The organism is Streptomyces sp. NPDC048383 (assembly GCF_040651775.1).
GTDB lineage: Bacteria > Actinomycetota > Actinomycetes > Streptomycetales > Streptomycetaceae > Streptomyces.
In genome coordinates this window covers 69,990-87,463 of sequence record NZ_JBEZKS010000021.1, presented here as the reverse complement: position 1 = coordinate 87,463, position 17,474 = coordinate 69,990, and the positions used below count along the sequence as shown (strand labels likewise).

The 17,474-nt window shown below is 73.8% G+C and carries 16 protein-coding genes; 11 read left to right on the top strand and 5 right to left on the bottom strand.

The features are described from left to right. Window positions 1-86: 86 nt before the first annotated feature. Window positions 87-1,526, top strand: a complete 1,440-nt coding sequence (locus AB0D46_RS17170) for an alkaline phosphatase PhoX (RefSeq protein WP_362878143.1) — start codon at window positions 87-89, stop codon at window positions 1,524-1,526. Between the two features lie 105 nt (window positions 1,527-1,631). Here the strand turns inward: AB0D46_RS17170 and AB0D46_RS17165 are convergent, their stop codons facing one another. From AB0D46_RS17165 to AB0D46_RS17150, 4 genes are all read right to left on the bottom strand, one after another. Further along, a complete protein-coding gene (locus AB0D46_RS17165; RefSeq protein ID WP_362878141.1) occupies window positions 1,632-1,808 on the bottom strand; it encodes a hypothetical protein in 177 nt (58 codons plus the stop codon). A gap of 101 nt (window positions 1,809-1,909) precedes the next feature. Beyond that, window positions 1,910-3,154 carry a TerD family protein gene (locus tag AB0D46_RS17160; RefSeq protein WP_362878140.1) on the bottom strand — a complete coding sequence of 415 codons (1,245 nt, stop codon included), beginning with the start codon at window positions 3,152-3,154 and terminating at the stop codon, window positions 1,910-1,912. A 62-nt stretch (window positions 3,155-3,216) separates the two neighbouring features. Then, window positions 3,217-3,438 carry a hypothetical protein gene (locus AB0D46_RS17155; RefSeq protein ID WP_362878138.1) on the bottom strand — a complete coding sequence of 74 codons (222 nt, stop codon included), beginning with the start codon at window positions 3,436-3,438 and terminating at the stop codon, window positions 3,217-3,219. A 194-nt stretch (window positions 3,439-3,632) separates the two neighbouring features. Further along, the gene (locus AB0D46_RS17150; RefSeq protein WP_362878136.1) at window positions 3,633-5,156 is read right to left on the bottom strand and encodes an aldehyde dehydrogenase (NADP(+)); all 1,524 of its coding nucleotides are present in this window, start codon (window positions 5,154-5,156) and stop codon (window positions 3,633-3,635) included. A 137-nt stretch (window positions 5,157-5,293) separates the two neighbouring features. Between AB0D46_RS17150 and AB0D46_RS17145 the strand changes: the two genes are divergently transcribed. From AB0D46_RS17145 to AB0D46_RS17110, 8 genes are all read left to right on the top strand, one after another. Next, window positions 5,294-6,181: an IclR family transcriptional regulator gene (locus AB0D46_RS17145; RefSeq protein ID WP_362878135.1), complete on the top strand. Its 888-nt coding sequence runs from the start codon at window positions 5,294-5,296 to the stop codon at window positions 6,179-6,181. 176 nt (window positions 6,182-6,357) lie between these two features. Further along, complete coding sequence (locus AB0D46_RS17140; RefSeq protein ID WP_362878133.1) at window positions 6,358-7,341, top strand: hypothetical protein; 984 nt, start codon at window positions 6,358-6,360, stop codon at window positions 7,339-7,341. A 248-nt stretch (window positions 7,342-7,589) separates the two neighbouring features. Further along, window positions 7,590-8,810, top strand: coding sequence for a histidine kinase (locus tag AB0D46_RS17135; RefSeq protein ID WP_362878200.1), 1,221 nt, complete (start codon window positions 7,590-7,592; stop codon window positions 8,808-8,810). Continuing rightward, the gene (locus AB0D46_RS17130; RefSeq protein ID WP_362878131.1) at window positions 8,807-9,472 is read left to right on the top strand and encodes a response regulator transcription factor; all 666 of its coding nucleotides are present in this window, start codon (window positions 8,807-8,809) and stop codon (window positions 9,470-9,472) included. Before AB0D46_RS17135 ends, AB0D46_RS17130 begins: the two co-directional genes overlap by 4 nt. A 62-nt stretch (window positions 9,473-9,534) precedes the next feature. Beyond that, entirely contained in the window at window positions 9,535-10,983 is a 1,449-nt protein-coding gene (locus tag AB0D46_RS17125) for a penicillin-binding transpeptidase domain-containing protein (RefSeq protein ID WP_362878130.1), read from the top strand. Between the two features lie 308 nt (window positions 10,984-11,291). Beyond that, window positions 11,292-11,789 carry a GNAT family N-acetyltransferase gene (locus AB0D46_RS17120; protein ID WP_362878128.1) on the top strand — a complete coding sequence of 166 codons (498 nt, stop codon included), beginning with the start codon at window positions 11,292-11,294 and terminating at the stop codon, window positions 11,787-11,789. A 63-nt stretch (window positions 11,790-11,852) separates the two neighbouring features. Beyond that, window positions 11,853-12,554: a DsbA family oxidoreductase gene (locus AB0D46_RS17115; RefSeq protein ID WP_362878127.1), complete on the top strand. Its 702-nt coding sequence runs from the start codon at window positions 11,853-11,855 to the stop codon at window positions 12,552-12,554. Between the two features lie 149 nt (window positions 12,555-12,703). Next, entirely contained in the window at window positions 12,704-13,762 is a 1,059-nt protein-coding gene (locus AB0D46_RS17110) for an aminotransferase class V-fold PLP-dependent enzyme (RefSeq protein WP_362878126.1), read from the top strand. A 179-nt stretch (window positions 13,763-13,941) separates the two neighbouring features. Here the strand turns inward: AB0D46_RS17110 and AB0D46_RS17105 are convergent, their stop codons facing one another. After that, entirely contained in the window at window positions 13,942-15,012 is a 1,071-nt protein-coding gene (locus tag AB0D46_RS17105; protein WP_362878125.1) for an aminotransferase class V-fold PLP-dependent enzyme, read from the bottom strand. Window positions 15,013-15,094: 82 nt separating this feature from the next. Here AB0D46_RS17105 and AB0D46_RS17100 point away from each other — a divergent pair, with 82 nt between their 5' ends. Both AB0D46_RS17100 and AB0D46_RS17095 read left to right on the top strand, forming a co-directional pair. Then, the gene (locus AB0D46_RS17100; RefSeq protein WP_362878199.1) at window positions 15,095-16,186 is read left to right on the top strand and encodes an amidohydrolase family protein; all 1,092 of its coding nucleotides are present in this window, start codon (window positions 15,095-15,097) and stop codon (window positions 16,184-16,186) included. Window positions 16,187-16,488: 302 nt separating this feature from the next. Further along, window positions 16,489-17,433, top strand: coding sequence for an SCO1860 family LAETG-anchored protein (locus AB0D46_RS17095; protein WP_362878124.1), 945 nt, complete (start codon window positions 16,489-16,491; stop codon window positions 17,431-17,433). Window positions 17,434-17,474: the final 41 nt, after the last annotated feature.

Genomic DNA, 17,474 nt, shown 5'->3' with positions numbered 1-17,474 from the left:
AGTTCAGCGGCCGTTCACGTACGGGCGGGAGCGTGTGCGCCGACGACCGTACGTCAGGCACGCCACCTCCCCACCCTGGAGACCCGATGCCCCTCAGCCGTAGAGACTTCACCGCCCGAACCGCCCTCGCCGGGGCGGGCGTCGCCCTGACCGGCACGGTCGGCGCGCTCGCCACCGCCCCCGGAGCGCTGGCGGCCGGTGACGGTTCGCGACCCGACGAGCAGGGCCGGCCGCACGGCCCCGGCTACGGACCGCTCCTGCCGGACCCGGCCGGACTGCTCGCGCTGCCCGCCGGGTTCAGCTACCGGGTGATCACCCACAGCGGTGTCACCCGCCTCGACTCCGGCGAGAGCACCCCCTCGAACCACGACGGCACGGCCGCCTTCGCCGGCCACCGAGGGGTCACCCTCCTCGTCAACAACCACGAGCTGAAGGGCCCCCGTACGGGCTGGAAGCATCCCGTACCGCTCACCGAGGGCCTCGTCTACGACCCGGCCGCCGCGGGCGGCTGCACGGTCGTCGAGGTCCGACGCGGCGGCGAGGTCGCCGAATGGGTGGGCATCGCCGGTACCTCCACCAACTGCGCGGGCGGTTCAACCCCCTGGGACACCTGGCTCACCTGCGAGGAGAACTCGGACCTCGCAGGCAAGAACGGCATGACGAAGGACCACGGCTACGTCTTCGAGGTCGACCCCCACGACCGTCGGGCCAACCGCGACCCGCGCCCGGTCAAGGCCTTCGGCCGGTACGACCACGAGGCCGTGGTCATCGACCCGCGCCAAGGCCACGCCTACCTCACCGAGGACGCCTCCGGGCCCAACGGGCTGCTCTACCGCTGGACTCCGCCGCGCGGCTTCCGGCACGGGCGCGGCAGGCTGCGTACGCTCGCCGCCGACGCCGGCGTCCTCGCCGCCGCCAAGTGCTTCGACAGCTCCGGCCGTTTCGTGGACGACCTCTCACGCGCGACGCGGATCGGCACGGTGTACGGGGTCGACTGGGTGCCGGTGGCCGATCGCGACGCCCGGACGGTACCGGTCCGCAAGCAGTTCACCGACGGCGCCGTGACCCGGGGGCGCAAGCTGGAGGGCATGTGGTGGGCCGACGGCGGCGCCTACTTCGTCTCCTCGTACGCGCGGGAGGAGAGCCCGGGCGCCGCACACGACGGCCAGGTGTGGTTCTACGACCCCAAGCGGCGGACGGTGCGACTGACCCTCCTCATCGGGGTGAACGCCGACCCGTCGGCCGAGGGCGGGTACGACGGCCCGGACAACATCACCGTCTCGCCGTACGGCGGGCTGGTCATCGCCGAGGACGGCAGCGGGCTCCAGCACCTGTTCGGCGCCACCGAATCGGGCCGGACCTACCCGCTGGCGCGCAACGAGCTGAACATCGGATCGGCCGAGGAGCCCGAGTACGCGGAGTTCACCGGGGTGTGCTTCTCCCCGGACGGCCGCACCCTGTACGCGAACATCCAGGACCCGGGCATCATGCTGGCCGTCACCGGACCGTGGCGGCGCGGGCGCTGAGGATCGTGGCGGCGCGGGCCCGGGGCCCGCGCGGCGGATGAGGGTGGGTCGGGACGGCGAACGGAGCGTGGGCGGGGACGGCGGGCCGGACGTGGGTCGGGGCGGCTACGGGGCCGCGGTTCCCTCGGCGCGGGCGGCCGTGGCCCACTCCTCCAGCAGGAACTCGTACGCGTCCGAGGGCCACTCGCCGTCCACCCTGGTCTCGACGAGGTGCCGGATCGCCTCGTTCGCCTCGGCGGCGGACGGGCGCTCGGGACCCGCGGGCCGGAGTGTCTTCTGCATGGGTCAAGGCTACGGGCGGGCACCGGCGCAGACTTCCGTATTACGGGTGTGGTCGATCACCCGGTACGGCCGTCCGTAGCGCCATGTGCCCGCCCACCTGCTCAGAGTGCCTGCGAACCGGGCTTCACCATGCCGCGCACTGTGCGGGACTTCACAAAGTCTCCGAGGGCGGTCATCTCCCATTCGCCGGTGAACTGCTTGATCAACTTGGCCATCATGACGCCGGTTTGCGGTTCGGCGCCGGTCAGGTCGAAGCGCACCAGCTCTTCGCCGCTCGCCGCGTCGATCAGCCGGCAGTAGGCCTTGGCGACCTCGCTGAACTTCTGTCCGGAGAAGGAGTTGACCGTGAAGACGAGACCGGTGGCGTCGGCCGGGAGCCGGCCGAGGTCCACGACGATGACCTCGTCGTCCCCGGCGCCCTCGCCGGTCAGGTTGTCGCCCGAGTGCTTGATGGAGCCGTTCAGAATGGACAGCTTGCCGAAGTAGCAGCTGTCGAGGTGGTTGCGCTGCGGGCCGTACGCGATGACGGACGCGTCGAGGTCGATGTCCCGGCCGCGGAACGCGGGCTCCCAGCCCAGACCCATCTTGACCTGCGACAACAGCGGACGGCCGCCCTTGACGAGGGACACCGTCTGGTTCTTCTGGAGGTTGACCCGGCCCTTGTCGAGGTTGATCTTCCCGGCGCCCGGCGCGGCGACCGGCGGGGCGGACGGGGCGGCCTGCGGCACGGGAGGGGCCGCGGGCGTGGTGGGACCGCCGAGCCAGGGGGAGGGGGCGTGCTGGGTCGGGGGAGCCGGGGGTGCCGGGGGAGCGGGCGGCGCGACGGGCGCGGGAGCGGCCACCGCGGCCGGCTCGTCCTCCACCGAGACGCCGAAGTCGGTCGCGATGCCGGCGAGGCCGTCGGCGTACCCCTGGCCTACCGCGCGGACCTTCCACGCGCCGCCCCGCTGGTACACCTCGACGACCACGAGCGCCGTCTCGGAGCCGAGCTGCGGCGGGGTGAAGGTGGCGATCACCGCGCCACCGACCGCGTCCCGCACGGTGGCGGTGGGCTCGACGCCCTGGAAGGTCTGCCCGGCGGCGTCGGGGCTGGCCGTGACCACGATGCGCTCGATGCCCGGCGGCACCGCGGCGGTGTCCACCGTGATGGAGTCGGGCGCCGACCCGCCGCCGGACCGGTAGGTGACACCGGGGCCGGAGGGCTGGTTGTAGAAGATGAAATCGGCGTCGGAACGCACCTTGCCGTCCGCCGTGAGGAGGAGTCCCGACACGTCGAGCCGCACCGGGGCAGCCACGTCGACCGTCACACGGGCGGTATTGAGCGGCAGGTTGGAACCAGGGGTCATAGCGGTCATGCCGGGTGAACGACCGGAGGGGCTTTGCCGTTCCCTTACCCTCGGGGCCAATTTCAGTGCCGGTTGCGCGGGTGGTTCTTCGCCGTGCGCTCGTTGCCGAACTTGTACGCGCCGGTCCAGCGGGCCATCACCAGCTGCGCGTCACCGGACTCCACCTCTGCCAGGAACTTGGCGGCCCGACCCCCGCGCAGGGTGCCCGCGTCACGGCCCCGGTGCGTGATGACGACGGCGCCGTCGCGGTGCGTCTCGTACGTGAATCCCTGTGGCTTCGGCATGGGGGGCAGCCTGCCGGGGCGCGGGCGGGGCGGCAACGCAATTTCCGGCGCCGGGGCGGGGGCGGGGGCCGGGGCCGGGATGGGGCGGGCCGAGGGCCGCCGTTGCGGGCCGGTCGGCGGGCGGTTTCCGGCCGGTCGGCGGCCGGTCGGCGGCCGCTCCCGGCCGACCGGCGGGCCGTCGTGCCGGTTCCGGTTCAGGCCCCGGTCACGCGGCGGGGGACGCCGAGGGGGTTGGCCTCGCGCAGTTCCGGGGGCAGCAGGGCGTCCGGGACCGCCTGGTAGGCCACCGGGCGCAGCCAGCGCTCGATGGCGGTGCCGCCGACCGAGGTGGAGTGGGAGGTGGCGGCCGGGTAGGGGCCGCCGTGGTGCTGGGCCGGGGCCACGGCCACCCCGGTGGGCCAACCGTTCACCACGATCCGGCCCGCGAGCCGGGTGACCCGCTCGATCAGCTCGGCGGCCGGACCCGGCGCGCCCTCGCCCTCGGCGCGGGACAGCTGGAGGGTGGCGCTCAGGTTCCCGCCGAGGCGCCCCAGCACGTCGACCGCCTCGCGCTGCCCGGCGTACCGGACGACGACGGTGACCGGGCCGAAGCACTCCTCCAGCAGCAGCTCGTGCTCCGCGCCCGCCAGCAGCGTGCGGGCGTCGACGCCGAGGAAGCCCGCCACGACGGCGTGGTCGCCGTCGGGGCCCGGGGTCACCGGGGCGGTGACCCCGGGCAGGGCGGCGCGGTCGCGGACCCCGGCGAGGAAGTTCTCCCGCATCCGGTGGTCGAGCAGTACGCCCGGCGCGCTCTGCCCGAGGGCCTCGGCGAGCGCGTCGGTGAGCCGGTCGCCCTCCGGGCCCCCGGGCACCAGGACCAGTCCGGGTTTGACGCAGAACTGGCCCACGCCCAGGGTGACGGCCCCCGCGAGCCCGGCACCGATCTCCTCGGCCCGTTCCGCGGCGGCCGCCGCGGTGACGACGACGGGATTGAGGGAACCCAGTTCGCCGTGGAAGGGGATCGGTACGGGGCGCGCCGCGGCCGCGTCGAACAGGGCCCGGCCGCCCCGGAGGGAGCCCGTGAACCCGGCGGCGGAGACCAGCGGGTGGCGGACGAGCTCCGGACCGGCGTCGAAACCGTGGACCAGGCCGACCACGTCGGCGGGCAGCCCGGCCGCCACCGCCGCCCGGCGCAGCAGCGAGGCGCACAGTTCGGAGGTGGCGGGGTGGTCGGGGTGCGCCTTGACGACGACGGGGCACCCGGCGGCCAGGGCGCTCGCGGTGTCCCCGCCGGGCACGGAGAAGGCCAGCGGGAAGTTGGAGGCGGCGAAGACGGCGACCACGCCCAGCGGCACCTTGTAGCGGCGCAGTTCGGGGCGGGGCGGGGTGAGCGAAGGATCGGCCCGGTCGATGCGTACGTCGAGGTACGCCCCCTCGTCGACGGCGTCGGCGAACGCCCGTAGCTGACCGGTGGTACGGGCCAGCTCGCCGGTGAGCCGGGCGGTGCCCAGCGCGGTCTCGGCGTCGGCGGCCCCGACGACGTCGGCGGCGGCGCCGTCGAGCAGGTCGGCGGCGCCGCGCAGGAAGGCGGCGCGGACGGCGGCGTCGGCCAGGGCGCGGAGGCCGGCGTGCGCCGCGCGCACGGCGTCGTCCACCGCGCGGGGTGTGGCTTCCACCGCAACCCGTTCGCGCTGCTTCCCGGTGCGGGGGTCCACACTCCAGACTGGTGTCGCTGCCATCGCCCGCTACCTCCTGGATCGTTCAGTATTCTGAACGCCGTTCCGGTGGATGAATGATCACTTCTGCCGCGGAGCCTATTTCCGCGTCCACCGCGTGACAAGAGGCGATCAGAGCCGACCAGAGGGGAACGTGGCGCATGACCACAGCCGAGACGGAGGACCCTGCCGCGGCGGAGGGTGCGCAGGACACGGCGGGAGCGGGGCGCGGGGAGGGCGCGGAGGGCACCGGGGGCGCCGGGGGCGCGGAGGGGCCGGGTGGGTCCGGTGCCGGCCAGGCGACGCCGGTGAAGTCGGCGGTCCGTACCGTCCTGCTGCTGGAACACTTCGCGGCGCGACCGGGCCTGCACAGCCTCGCCGACATCCAGAACGACCTCGGCCTGCCGAAGTCGAGCCTCTACATGCTGCTGCGCACCCTGGTGAGCCTGGGGTGGGTGGAGACGGACGCCACCGGCACCCGGTACGGGATCGGCGTCCGGGCCCTGCTGGTCGGCAGCTCGTACATCGACGGGGACGAGGTCGTCGCGGCGGCCAGGCCCAGCCTGGACCGGCTCTCCGACGACACCACCGAGACCATCCACCTGGCCCGGATGGACGGGACGAGCGTGGTCTACCTCGCCACCCGCCAGTCGCAGCACTACCTGCGGCCCTTCACCCGGGTCGGACGGCGGCTGCCGGTCCACTCGACGGCGCTGGGCAAGGCGTTGCTGGCCACGCACACCGACGAGGAGGTGCGCCGGTTGCTGCCGCGGCGGTTGGAGGCGGTCACGCAGCACACCATCACCGACCGGGAGCGGCTGGTGGAGGAGTTGGCGCTGGTGCGGGAGCAGGGGTACGCGGTGGACCGCGAGGAGAACACGCTCGGACTGCGCTGCTTCGGGGTGGCGGTGCCGTACCGCACGCCGGCACGGGACGCAGTGAGTTGCTCGGTGCCGGTGGCCCGGCTGACGGCGGGTCACGAGCAGGTGATCAAGGCCGCGCTCTTCGAGGCCCGGGACCGGCTGTCGGTGGTGACGCGGCGCATGTGAGGGGCGGCGCGTGGGAGGGTTCGGCGCGTGGGAGGGGTGCAGCGCGTGTGAGGGGGCGGGGGTGGCTCGGGCGCCGCGTCGGGGTGGGGCGGGTGGGCTCGTCTCCCCCACGTGGGGGAGGGGGTTCACCTTCGTGGGGGAGGTGGCGGGGCGGCGGGAGGCGGGATCGTTGGCGCATGACCACACGAGCTGTTCTCCCCACGCACGCGACACGGCCACCGGTCCCCGCCCTTGGGGCCGGCCGGCGGATCCTGCGGGCCGTCGCCCTGGCCGCGACCGTGCCCTACCTGGCCCTCAAAACCGCCTGGGTGGCGGGGAGTCACCTCGGGATACCCGAGGGCAGTGTGCTGCGGGAATCCGGGCCGGTCGTCGTCGTGGCGAACACCGCGACCCTGGCCATGGACGCCTGCCTGATCGTGCTCGTACTGGTGCTCACCCGACCCTGGGGCATGCGCGTACCGGGATGGCTGCTGACGGTCCCGGTGTTCGTCGCGACCGGTCTGCTCACCCCGATCCTCATCGGTTTCCCGGGCCAGATGCTGCTCCGAGCGCTGGGGTTCGGGGCGGGGGAGGCGGTGAGGGCGGCGCGGGAGCCCTTCCTCGACCCGTGGGTGTTCACCGTGGTCTACGGCGGCTTCACGGTCCAAGGGCTCGCGCTGGCCGGGCTGTTCGTCCCCTATGCGCGGGAGCGTTGGGGTGGGCGAGGGCTGGGTGCGCCGGGGCGGCGGCTCCCCTCACCCACGGGGGTGGTGGCGGGGGCCGCCGCGGCGCTCGGTGTCGTGGTCGGCGCGGTGTACCTGTACTGGGCCTTCGGGGGGACGGCCGGGCTGTCCGCGGGGCGCATCGCGGAGTACTCCGCGGAGGCGGGCGTGGTGTCGGCGGTCCACGGGGTGTGCGCGTCGGCTGCCGGGGTGGGCGCGGCGCTGCTGGCGAGGGGAGCGAGCCACCGGGCGCGGTGGCCGCTCGCCCTGACCTGGATCGGCGGCTCCGCGGCCGCGGCCTGGGGCTGCTGGATGCTGACCATGCACCTGGGGCTGGACTTCGGCCCGACCGATCCGCCCACCGTCATGATCATGTTGACCCTTGCCGGCCAGACACTCACCGGCTTGCTCGCCGCCGCGGTCCTCGTCCGGTACCTCGGCTCGAACCGCGCGGCTTGATAGGGGAGGGACCGATGACCGGGGACGGCAGGGGCGGGCACCGCACGGGGACGGCCGGGGGCGGCAGGGACGGGCACCGTACCGGGACGGGTGGGGATGGCAGGGACGAGCACCGCGCCGCGGCGGCCGGTCCGGACGGGCGGCGGGAGCGGGGTGGTCGGGGCGCGGGTGCGAGCGGCTCGGGGCTTCAGGGAGCGCTGGGGGCGTGGTTTCGGCTGCGGTGGGTGCACCTGATCCTCGGTGGCGCCATGCTGATGCCCTATTTCCTCCTCGCCGAGGTGGGCGTCAGCACGGCTTTCGGAGAGGGCCGGATGTTGCGCTCCCTGCCGCAGGCCCTGCTCTCCTACGCCATCGCGCTTCCGGCAGCCGCCGCCACGGCGCTGTTCGGGCCGGTCCGGCCGCTGTCGGTGGCCGCCGTACGGGCCCTGTGCGGGGTGTCGGGAGAGCGGCTGGCCGACGGGCCGGCCCGGTCCTGGGCCGCGCGGTGGCGGGCCTCGGCCTGGTGGACCCTGCACCTGGGGGTCGGCGCGCTGGTCAGCGGGCTCAGCCTCGCGATACCGCCGATGGCGGTGCTGCTGTTGCTGATGCCGTTCTCGCGGCGGCTGCGGGAATCGACCGCAGGCAGTTGGTCCTGGCTCGGGGACGTGGCCCACGCCGCGCCCCTGCTCGGGGCGGGAACCCTGATCGGGCTCGTCCTGTGCGCCGCCTGGTCGGGGGCGCTGCTGGCCCGGTGCGCACCCCTGTTGCTCGGGCCGACCGCGGCGGACCGGCTGGCCGCCGCCGAGGAACGGGCCGCCGACCTGGCGGTGCGCAACCGGCTGGCCCGGGAACTGCACGACGCCGTCGGGCACGCGCTGAGCGCCGTCACCCTCCAGGCGAGCGCGGCCCGCCGGGTGCTCGACCGCGATCCGGATTTCGTCCGGGAGGCGCTCGCCGCGATCGAGGACACCACCCGGCGCACGGTCGGCGAGCTGGACGCGGTCCTCGGCCTGCTGCGAGACGGCGACCCGGCCCGGGCCGAGTCCGTCCCCGCCCCCACCCTGGCCCGTGACCTCGCCGGGCTGCTGGCCCGTACCCGGGCCGGCGGCACCACCGTCACCGCCCACCAGGACCCGGGGCCGGTCGGCGACTGGGCGCACCTGCCCGCCATCACCTCCCGGGAGGCGTACCGCATCGTCCAGGAGGGCCTCAGCAACGCCCTGCGCCACGGCGCGGGCCCCGTCGTCCTGTCGATCGTCGTCCGCGTCCGCGACGCACACCGTGAACTGGAGATCACCATGACCAATCCACCGGCCGCCCTCCCCTCCCCGCACGGGGAGGCGCAGGCGGAGCCGCGCACGGGCGGCGGACGCGGACTGCGCGGCTCCGCCGAGCGCGCCGCGCTCCTCGGCGGCCTCATCGAGGCCGGTCCGTACGAGGGCGGCTGGCGGCTGCGGGCCGTCCTGCCGCTCGACGGGGCCGCGCGATGAGCCGGGCCCCGCTGCGCATCGTCCTCGCCGACGACGAGCGCATGGTCCGCACCGCCCTGCGGGTCATCCTGGAGGCCGAACCGGACCTGGAGGTCGTCGGCGAGGCGGCCTCCGGCGCCGAGGCCGTCGCGCAGGTCCGCTCGCTGGCCCCCGACGTGGTGTTGATGGACGTCCGGATGCCCGAGATCGACGGGATCAGGGCCACCGAACAGATCTTGCGGACCATGGAACGGCCGCCCAGGATCGTGGTGGTCACCACCTTCGAGAACGACGCCTACGTGTACGACGCGCTGCGCGCGGGCGCCGCAGGGTTCCTGCTCAAGCGGGCCGATCCGGACGAGCTGATCGGCGCCGTCCGGCTCGTCGCCCGGGGGGACTCGCTGCTCTTCCCGGCGGCCGTCCGCAGCCTGGCCGCCGCGCACGCGGCGACCGTCCCGTCCGCCGTTCCGGGTTGGGCGGGCCGGTTGACGGAGCGGGAGGCCGACGTACTGCGCCTGATGGCCACCGGCCTGTCCAACCACGAGCTGAGCGAGCGGCTCGGGGTGGGAGCGCAGACCGTCAAGACGCACGTGGCGTCCGTCCTCGCCAAGACCGGCTCCCGTGACCGGACCCAGGCGGTCATCGCGGCGTACGAAGGGGGATTCATCATGAAGAAAGGCTGAGAACCCCGCCACAATCGGGGCAGAGTGGAACGTCCGAGGCCCTTGGTACGTCCTTTTGGGGGATGAACAAGACGATCAGGCGTGCGTCGGTCTTCTGTCTGCTTCTGGTGCTGGCCCTTTTGGTGCGGGTCACCTGGGTGCAGGCGTACCAAGGCCAGGCCCTCGCAGACGACAAACACAACCGGCGCAACCTCATCGGGCAGTACGAGAACCCGTTGGGGAACATCATCGTGGGCGGGGAGGCGATCACCGGCTCGGAGAAGACGGGCGGCAAGGACTTCGCCTACAAGCGGACCTACGTCGACGGCCCCCTCTACGCCCCGGTCACCGGCTACAGCTCGCAGGCCTACGGCACGAGCATGTTGGAGGGTGTCTACAAGAACATCCTGAACGGCTCGGACACCCGGCTGAAGACCGTGATGGACATGCTCACCAACAAGCGGGCCGACCCGGGCAACGTCCTGACCACGATCGACAAGGGCGTCCAGAAAGCCGCGTACGACGCCCTCAACGGCAAGCAGGGTTCGGCCGTCGCGATCGACCCGGCGACCGGTGCGATCCTCGCCGTCGTCAACAACCCGTCCTTCGACCCGGGGCGCATCGCCGGTGCCAACGATTCGGCCGCCTGGCAGGAACTCTCGGCCGACAAGGGCAAGGCCATGGAGAACGTCGCCCTGCGCAAGCCGCAGGCCCCCGGCTCCACCTTCAAGCTGGTCACCCTCGCCGCGGCGATCGAGAACGGTCTGATCACCGGCATCGACCAGCCGACCGGGATCCAGGCCCCGTACACGATCCCCGGCACCCGCACGAACCTGCCCAGCGAGGCGGGGGACGCGGCCTGCAACAACGTTTCCGCACGCACCGCGCTCAAGCTGTCCTGCAACAACGTCTTCGCGGAACTGGCCTCCAAGCTGGGCCAGGACAAGATGCTCGCGATGGCGGAGAAGCTGGGCTTCAACGTCCAGATCGACACCCCGGTCCGGACGAACCCGCCCAGCAAGTACCCCTCGAAGAAGATGTCCGTCGACCAGGTCGCGCAGACCGGCATCGGCCAGTTCGACGTGCAGGCCACCCCGCTGCAGATGGCCATGGTGACCGCCGCGATCCAGAACGGCGGCAAGCTGGTCGCCCCGCACATGGTCTCCGAGGTGACCGACGCGGACGGCAACGTCCTGGAGAGCTTCAAGGACCCCAAGTCCGAAGAGGTCATGAGCGGCAAGACGGCGTCGATGCTCGCGGACGCGATGCGCACGGTCGCCACCGAGGGCGGCGGCAAGCCCGCCCAGGTGGCGGGCGCCGAGGTGGGCGGCAAGACCGGCACCGCCCAGCGCGGCGTGAACAACAGCATCCCGCCGCTCGCCTGGTTCACCTCGTACGCCAAGGCCGGGGACAAGCAGATCGCGGTGGCCGTGATGATCGAGAACTCGGACACGGACCGCACCGAGATCGGCGGCGGCAAGCTGGCCGCGCCCATCGCCCAGAAGATGATGGCGGCCTGGGTGAAGAAGTAGCCCGGTCACGACCGCCCCGTGGGTGACCGCCTCGGGCATGACCACCTCGGGCACGACGCCCCGGCCGGGAGCGCAGCCCGCCGGGCCCGACGGCCCCTCGCGCGTCCGCCCGACCGAGTACAGCCACGGCTTCGGGTGGTGCCGCCCGGCCGGGCGGCACCACCCGCCGGGGCGTCACCACTGCGGGAGCGCCGCCCCGCCGGGTGGCGTCGCCGCCGCGGCAGGCGCCGGGCGGGCGGCAGCGGTGCACCCACCGGTATCGTCCACGCGTCGGGAACCGACCTGCTTCGCGACGCGTTTTCCCTGCCGTGATCAGGAACGCGCGCGCCGCAGACGTCCACGCCATAGCCGCCCTGCACGTCCGGGCCCGGGCCACCTACTACGAAGGCCGGGTACCGGAGGAGACCTACGCGGGCGACCTCGCGCTCGCCCGGGCCCGCGAGGCCTGGTCGCGCGCCGTGGCCCGGACCGCGCCGGAGGGCGAGGTCCTGTGCGCCGAGCGGGACGGGAAGGTCACCGGAGTCGCCGCGTTCCGCACCGCCGACGGCGAGACCACCCTCACCCAGCTCCACGTCGACCCCGACCACTGGCGCCGGGGCACCGGCGCCGCCCTCCACGAGGCCTGCCTCGACGCCTGGCGCCGGGTCGGGATCGAACAGGTCCGCCTGGAGGTCTTCGGGCCCAACCTCCGCGCCCAGGCTTTCTACGCGGCCCACGGCTGGCGGCCGGAGCCGCAGTCCGGCCGCTCCGGCTCCCACCTCACCCTCAGGCTGCGCGTGCCTCCGGGGTCGGTGTCCGGGGAATGAGACGGCCCGGCGAACGGTTGAAGCTCAAACCGTTCACCCCCGGACCCGGAGAGAAGAAGGAACATGCGCGTCGAGATCTGGAGCGACATCGCCTGCCCGTGGTGCTACATCGGAAAGGCCCGTTTCACCAAGGGCCTGGCCGAGTTCGCGCACCGTGACGAGGTGGAGGTCGCCTTCCGGTCCTTCGAGCTCGACCCGGGCGCCGCCAAGGGCGTCACCGCCCCCGTCGTGGAGATGCTCGCCCGCAAGTACGGCCGGACCCTCGAAGAGGCCCGCGGCATGGAGGAGCAGGTGGCCTCCGCCGCCCGCGCCGAGGGGCTGACGTACCTGACCGAGGGCCGCGACCACGGCAACACCTTCGACATCCACCGCCTCCTGCACCTGGCCGCCGCCCGCGGCCGGCAGGAGGAACTGCTCGACCTGGCCTACCTCGCCAACTTCGGCCAGGAACGCTCCGTGTTCGACCCCGAGGTCCTGGTGGCCCTCGCCGTGGAGGCCGGACTGGACGAGGCCGAGGCCCGCACGGTCCTCGCCGACGACTCCGCCTACGCCGACGAGGTGCGGGCCGACGAGCGGGAGGCGTCCGAACTCGGCGCCAACGCCGTGCCGTTCTTCGTCCTGGACCGCCGCTACGGCATCTCCGGCGGGCAGCCGGCCGAGGTCTTCACCCGGGCCCTGGAGCAGGCCTGGGCCGGCCGCGAGGTCACCGAGCCGGCCGCGGCCGACGCGTGCGAGCCCGACGGTTCCTGCGCCGTCCCGCGGTAGGAGTCCCGCGGTAGCGGTCCTGAGGTACGAGGAGGCGGGCCGGCCGGGGCCCCCGACTGCCCGCCCCCCTTGCATATAAGGAAACCTTGGGGCGGACGCGTAGAACCAGGCAATGGACTGTGGGTTGATCCTGGCGCAGAGTTGACGCCATGGATCATTCGCTCTCCGACGTGTCCCGCGCCGAGTTCGCGCATTCCACCACCTACTTGAACACCGCCACCTGCGGGATCCTCCCGCGGGCGGCCGTCGCCGAGGTACGGGCCATGGCCGACGCGGCCGGAGCCGCGGAGCCCGCCGGCTTCGGCGACTTCGACCGGGTGAACCGGGTACGGTCCTCCTTCGCCCGACTGGTCGGCGTCGCCCCGGCCCGGGTCGCCGTCGGCTCCGCAGTCGCCACCCACGTCGGGCTGGTCGCCGCCTCGCTCGCGCCCGGCGCCGAAGTCCTGTGCCCCGAGAACGAGTTCGCCTCCGTCATCAACCCCTTCGTCCTGCGCGGCGACCTCAAGGTCCGCTACGCGCCCCTCGAAGCGATGGCCGCCGCCGTCGGTCCGGAGACGACCCTCGTGGCTCTGAGCGCCGTACAGTCCGCCGACGGGCGAACGGCCGACCTCGCCGCCGTCCGCGAGGCGACGCGCGCCCACGGAGCGCGCATGCTCGTCGACGCGACCCAGGCGGCGGGCTGGCTGCCGTTCGACGCCGCGCCGTACGAGTACACCGTGACCGCCGGCTACAAATGGCTGCTCGGCACGCGCGGCGCCTCGTACCTCACGGTGTCCGAGGAGGCCCAGCGGGACCTGACGCCGCTGCACGCCGGGTGGGTGGCGGCGGAGTCCATGTGGGACGCCACCTACGGGCCGATGCCGGAACTCGCCCACGACGCGCGCCGCTTCGACGAGTCACCGGCCTTCCTCTCCTACCACGCCGCCGAGCCCTCGTTGGCGCTGCTGGAGCGGATCGGCATCGAGGTCGTCCACGCCCACGACACCGCCCTGGCCGACCGCTACCGGGCCGGCCTGGCCCGCCTCGGCCACGAACCCGTGCCGGGCACCGCCCCGATCGTCTCCGTCCCCGGCCTGGCCCACCGCCAGCCCGAACTGCTCGCCGCCGGCGTGTCCACCGCCGCCCGCGCGGGCGCCCTGCGGGCTTCCTTCCACCTCTACAACACGGAGGCGGAAGTGGACCGCCTGCTGGACGTACTGGCCGGCTGACCACCACTGCCGACACGAGCCCGCACCGGCCGCTGCCCCACCCGCGGCCCGGGCCCGTCGGCGACGGCGTCCGCGGTCAGGCGTGCCCCGGGCCCCCGCTCCTACCGCCCGACCCCCACCCCTTCGGCCCGCCCCCGCCCCTACCGCCCGACCCCCGCTCCTACCGCCCGCCCCCGCCCCTACCGCCAGGCCGCCGCCGCGGCCGTCAGGGCCGGGGTCGGGTCGGCGGTGAGGGCCGCGGCCAAGGCGCGCAGCGAGGCGTCGACCGCTTCCGGCGAGGCCGCCGGGCCGTAGTGGTTGACCCGGATCATCTCCGAGGCCAGCGCCCCACCGCCGGCCGCGAGCGGGACCGTCGGGTCCGCCGCCAAGGCCTTCGCCACCAGTGACGAGGCGTCCGCCACCCGCAGCGTCGTCGCCACCGGAGCGGCCTGCGCGGCCTCCCGCACCCAGGGGGAGAGGCCCAGCGCGGCGGCGCCCGCCCGCGTCGCCCGGGCCGCGCCCTGGTGCCGGGCCAGCACCCCGTCCAGGCCCTCCGCCCCGATCCGCTCCAGGCAGGCCTCCAGGGCCAACATCTCCAACTGCGCGGGCGCGTGCAGCAGCGTCGTGCGACCCCCGTCGATCCAGCGGTCCTTCCAGTCCAGGAGCGAGAGGTACGAGCGGCGCGGAGCCGCCGGGTTCTCCGCGAACCGCGTCCACGCGCGCTCCGACACCGACACCGCCGAGACGCCCGCCGGGCCGCCCATCGCCTTCTGCGCGCCGATCACGCACAGGTCGACGCCCCACGCGTCCGGCAGCAGCGGCTCGGCGCCCACCGAAGCGACCGCGTCCAGCATGAACAGCGCCCCGTGGGCCCGTACGGCCTCGCCGATCTCGGCGACCGGGTTCGTGTTGCCGGTGGCCGCCTCGGCGTGCACCAGCGACACGAAGTCGATCTCCGGATGCGCGGCCAGCGCCTCGGCCACCTGCGCGCCCGTCACCGCCGTGTCGAACGGCACCGCCAGGTCCACCACGCTCGCCCCGCAGTCGCGCAGCCAGTTGCCGAACGTGGTCCCGTACGGGCCGGTGACGATGTTCAGCGCCGTAGAGCCGGGCCGCGCCCCCGACCGGATGCAGCCCTCCAGCGGGAGCAGCGCCTCGCCCTGGGTGATCACCACGTCCTGCCGGGTGTCGAGGAGCCGCGCGACCCCCCGCTCGATCGACGCGAAGTGCTCGGCGGTGAGCGGCGGAAGGTCCAGGAGGGGGTGCGTCACAGGGGTGCTCTCTTCGTCCGGGGTTACCGGTCGAGCGTACCCAGCACGCACGTACAGTGCCGACATGACCGATGCAATGGCCATGCATGACGGCGCAGTCATGCATGTGAAGGGACGCGTGCTCGTCGGGCCCCACGAGGTGCGCGACGAACTCTGGGTCGTCGGCGGCCGGATCTCCTACGAGCGGCCGCGCACCGCCCGCGAGGTCACCACGGTCACGGGCTGGGCGCTGCCGGGCCTGGTCGACGCGCACTGCCACGTGGGCCTGGACGGACACGGCGCCGTCGACGCGCCGACCGCCGAACGGCAGGCCCTCACCGACCGGAACGCCGGCACCCTCCTCATCCGCGACGCCGGTTCCCCCTCCGACACCCGCTGGATCGACGACCGCGACGACCTCCCGAAGGTCATCCGGGCCGGCCGGCACATCGCCCGCACCCGGCGCTACATCCGCAACTACGCCCACGAGATCGAACCGGCCGACCTCGTCGCGTACGTCGGCCGCGAGGCGCTGCGCGGCGACGGCTGGGTCAAGCTGGTGGGGGACTGGATCGACCGCGAGGTCGGCGACCTGACGGCCTGCTGGCCGCGCGCCGAGGTCGAGGCGGCCATCGCCGAGGCCCACCGCTTGGGCGCCCGGGTCACCGCGCACTGTTTCGCCGAGGACTCCCTGCAGGACCTCGTCGAGGCGGGCATCGACTGCGTGGAACACGCCACCGGGCTCACCGAGGACACCATCCCGCTGTTCGCGGAGCGCGGCGTGGCCATCGTGCCGACCCTCGTCAACATCGCCACGTTCCCGAAGATGGCCGCGGGCGGCGAGGCCAAGTTCCCCCGCTGGTCGACGCACATGCGGCGGCTGCACGAGCGGCGGTACGACACCGTCCGGGCGGCCTGGGACGCGGGCGTCCCGGTGTACGTCGGCACCGACGCGGGGGGTTCCTTGCCGCACGGCCTGGTCGCCGCCGAGGTCATGGAACTCGTCAAGGCCGGGATCCCGGCCCGGGACGCGCTCTCGGCGACGGCTTGGGCGGCACGCGAGTGGCTCGGCAGACCCGGTCTGACCGAGGGCGCGCCGGCGGACCTCGTTGTCTACGGCACCGATCCGCGAGCCGACGTACGGGTGTTGGCGCAGCCGGAGCGGGTGATCGTGAACGGGACGGTCCGCGCCTGACGAGTCCCGGTACCCGCGCGCTCCGGGTTGACGGGCCGTGACGTCACGGCCCGTCCGTCGTTTGAAACGCCCTGTCAAAGGGGTGCGGGGCCCGGCGGGCGGGACGAAAGGGAACGCGTGGGCCGCGCGGGGCGCAATGAATCGAATGTGTGCGTGGAAACCACCCGTTGGGGTGAACTCACTCCAGGTTTCCGCCCGTTCACTCGGAGTGCGTAAAAATTCCCAGGGTCGAGGCCGTCGGCGCGCGCAATGTCCCCCATTGGCGGCGCGACGGCTCCCATCTCCCCGGGGGTTCCACCACCTTGAACAGCAACACCTTCCGCATGCCCGCGGCCACCCTGCTCGCCGCGGGAGCGGTCGCCCTGCTCGCCGCTCCGCCCGCCCTCGCCACGGGCGCCGCCGGCGGTGGCCGCGAGGGCAGTTCCGGCGCCGTCGTCCTACGGGCCGGACTGGACGTGAGCCTGCTCAACAAGACCGTGAACGTACCGGTGCGGACCTCGCTCAACGAGGTCAGCGCGCCCGCGACGGCTCAGAAGACGGCTCTCACCGTGACCCTCGACGGAGTCGAGCAGGGGCAGCCGGTCAGCATCCTCAAGGCGGACGTCGCCACCTCCAAGGCGAGCGCCGACAAGAACCGGGCCGAGGCCGAGGCCAACCTCGCCAAGGCCCGCGTGCACGTCCCGGGGCTGCCCGGACTCTCCCTCATCGAGGTCGAGAAGGTCACCTCGAAGGCCGTCTGCGAAGCCGGCAAGAAGCCCGTGGCCACCTCCAACGTCCTCGGCTCGGTGACCGCCCTGGGCAAGAGGACCACCCTGTCCGCCGCCGGACCCACCGTGGTGGACGTGCCCGGAGTCGGCGCGGTCACCCTTGAGCTGTCCGCCACCGGGACCACCTCCACCACGGCCGCCGCGACCGCGCTGCGGCTCAAGGTGGCGGTCAACCCGGCCAAGTTGAACGTCGCGGAGGTCAACGGCGAGATCGTGCTCGCCGAGGCGCACTGCACCGCCCCGGCGGGCCCCGCCCCGAGCGCCGAGCCGGTGACGAAGCCGGAGACCAAGCCGGCGGCCGTCGCCGACGTCAAACCGCAGACCGCGACGGGCGGCAAGCCCGCCGCCCAGGCCAACCTCGCCGAGACCGGCGCCGGTTCGGTGACCCCGTACGTGGCGGGCGGCGCGCTGCTCCTGCTCGGCATCGGCGGGGGCGCGCTCGTCGTCACCCGGCGCGGCAAGGCCCCGCAGGGTTCGTAACCCGTGGCTACGGGGTTCCGCGGCGGGGCGGTGCGGAGCCC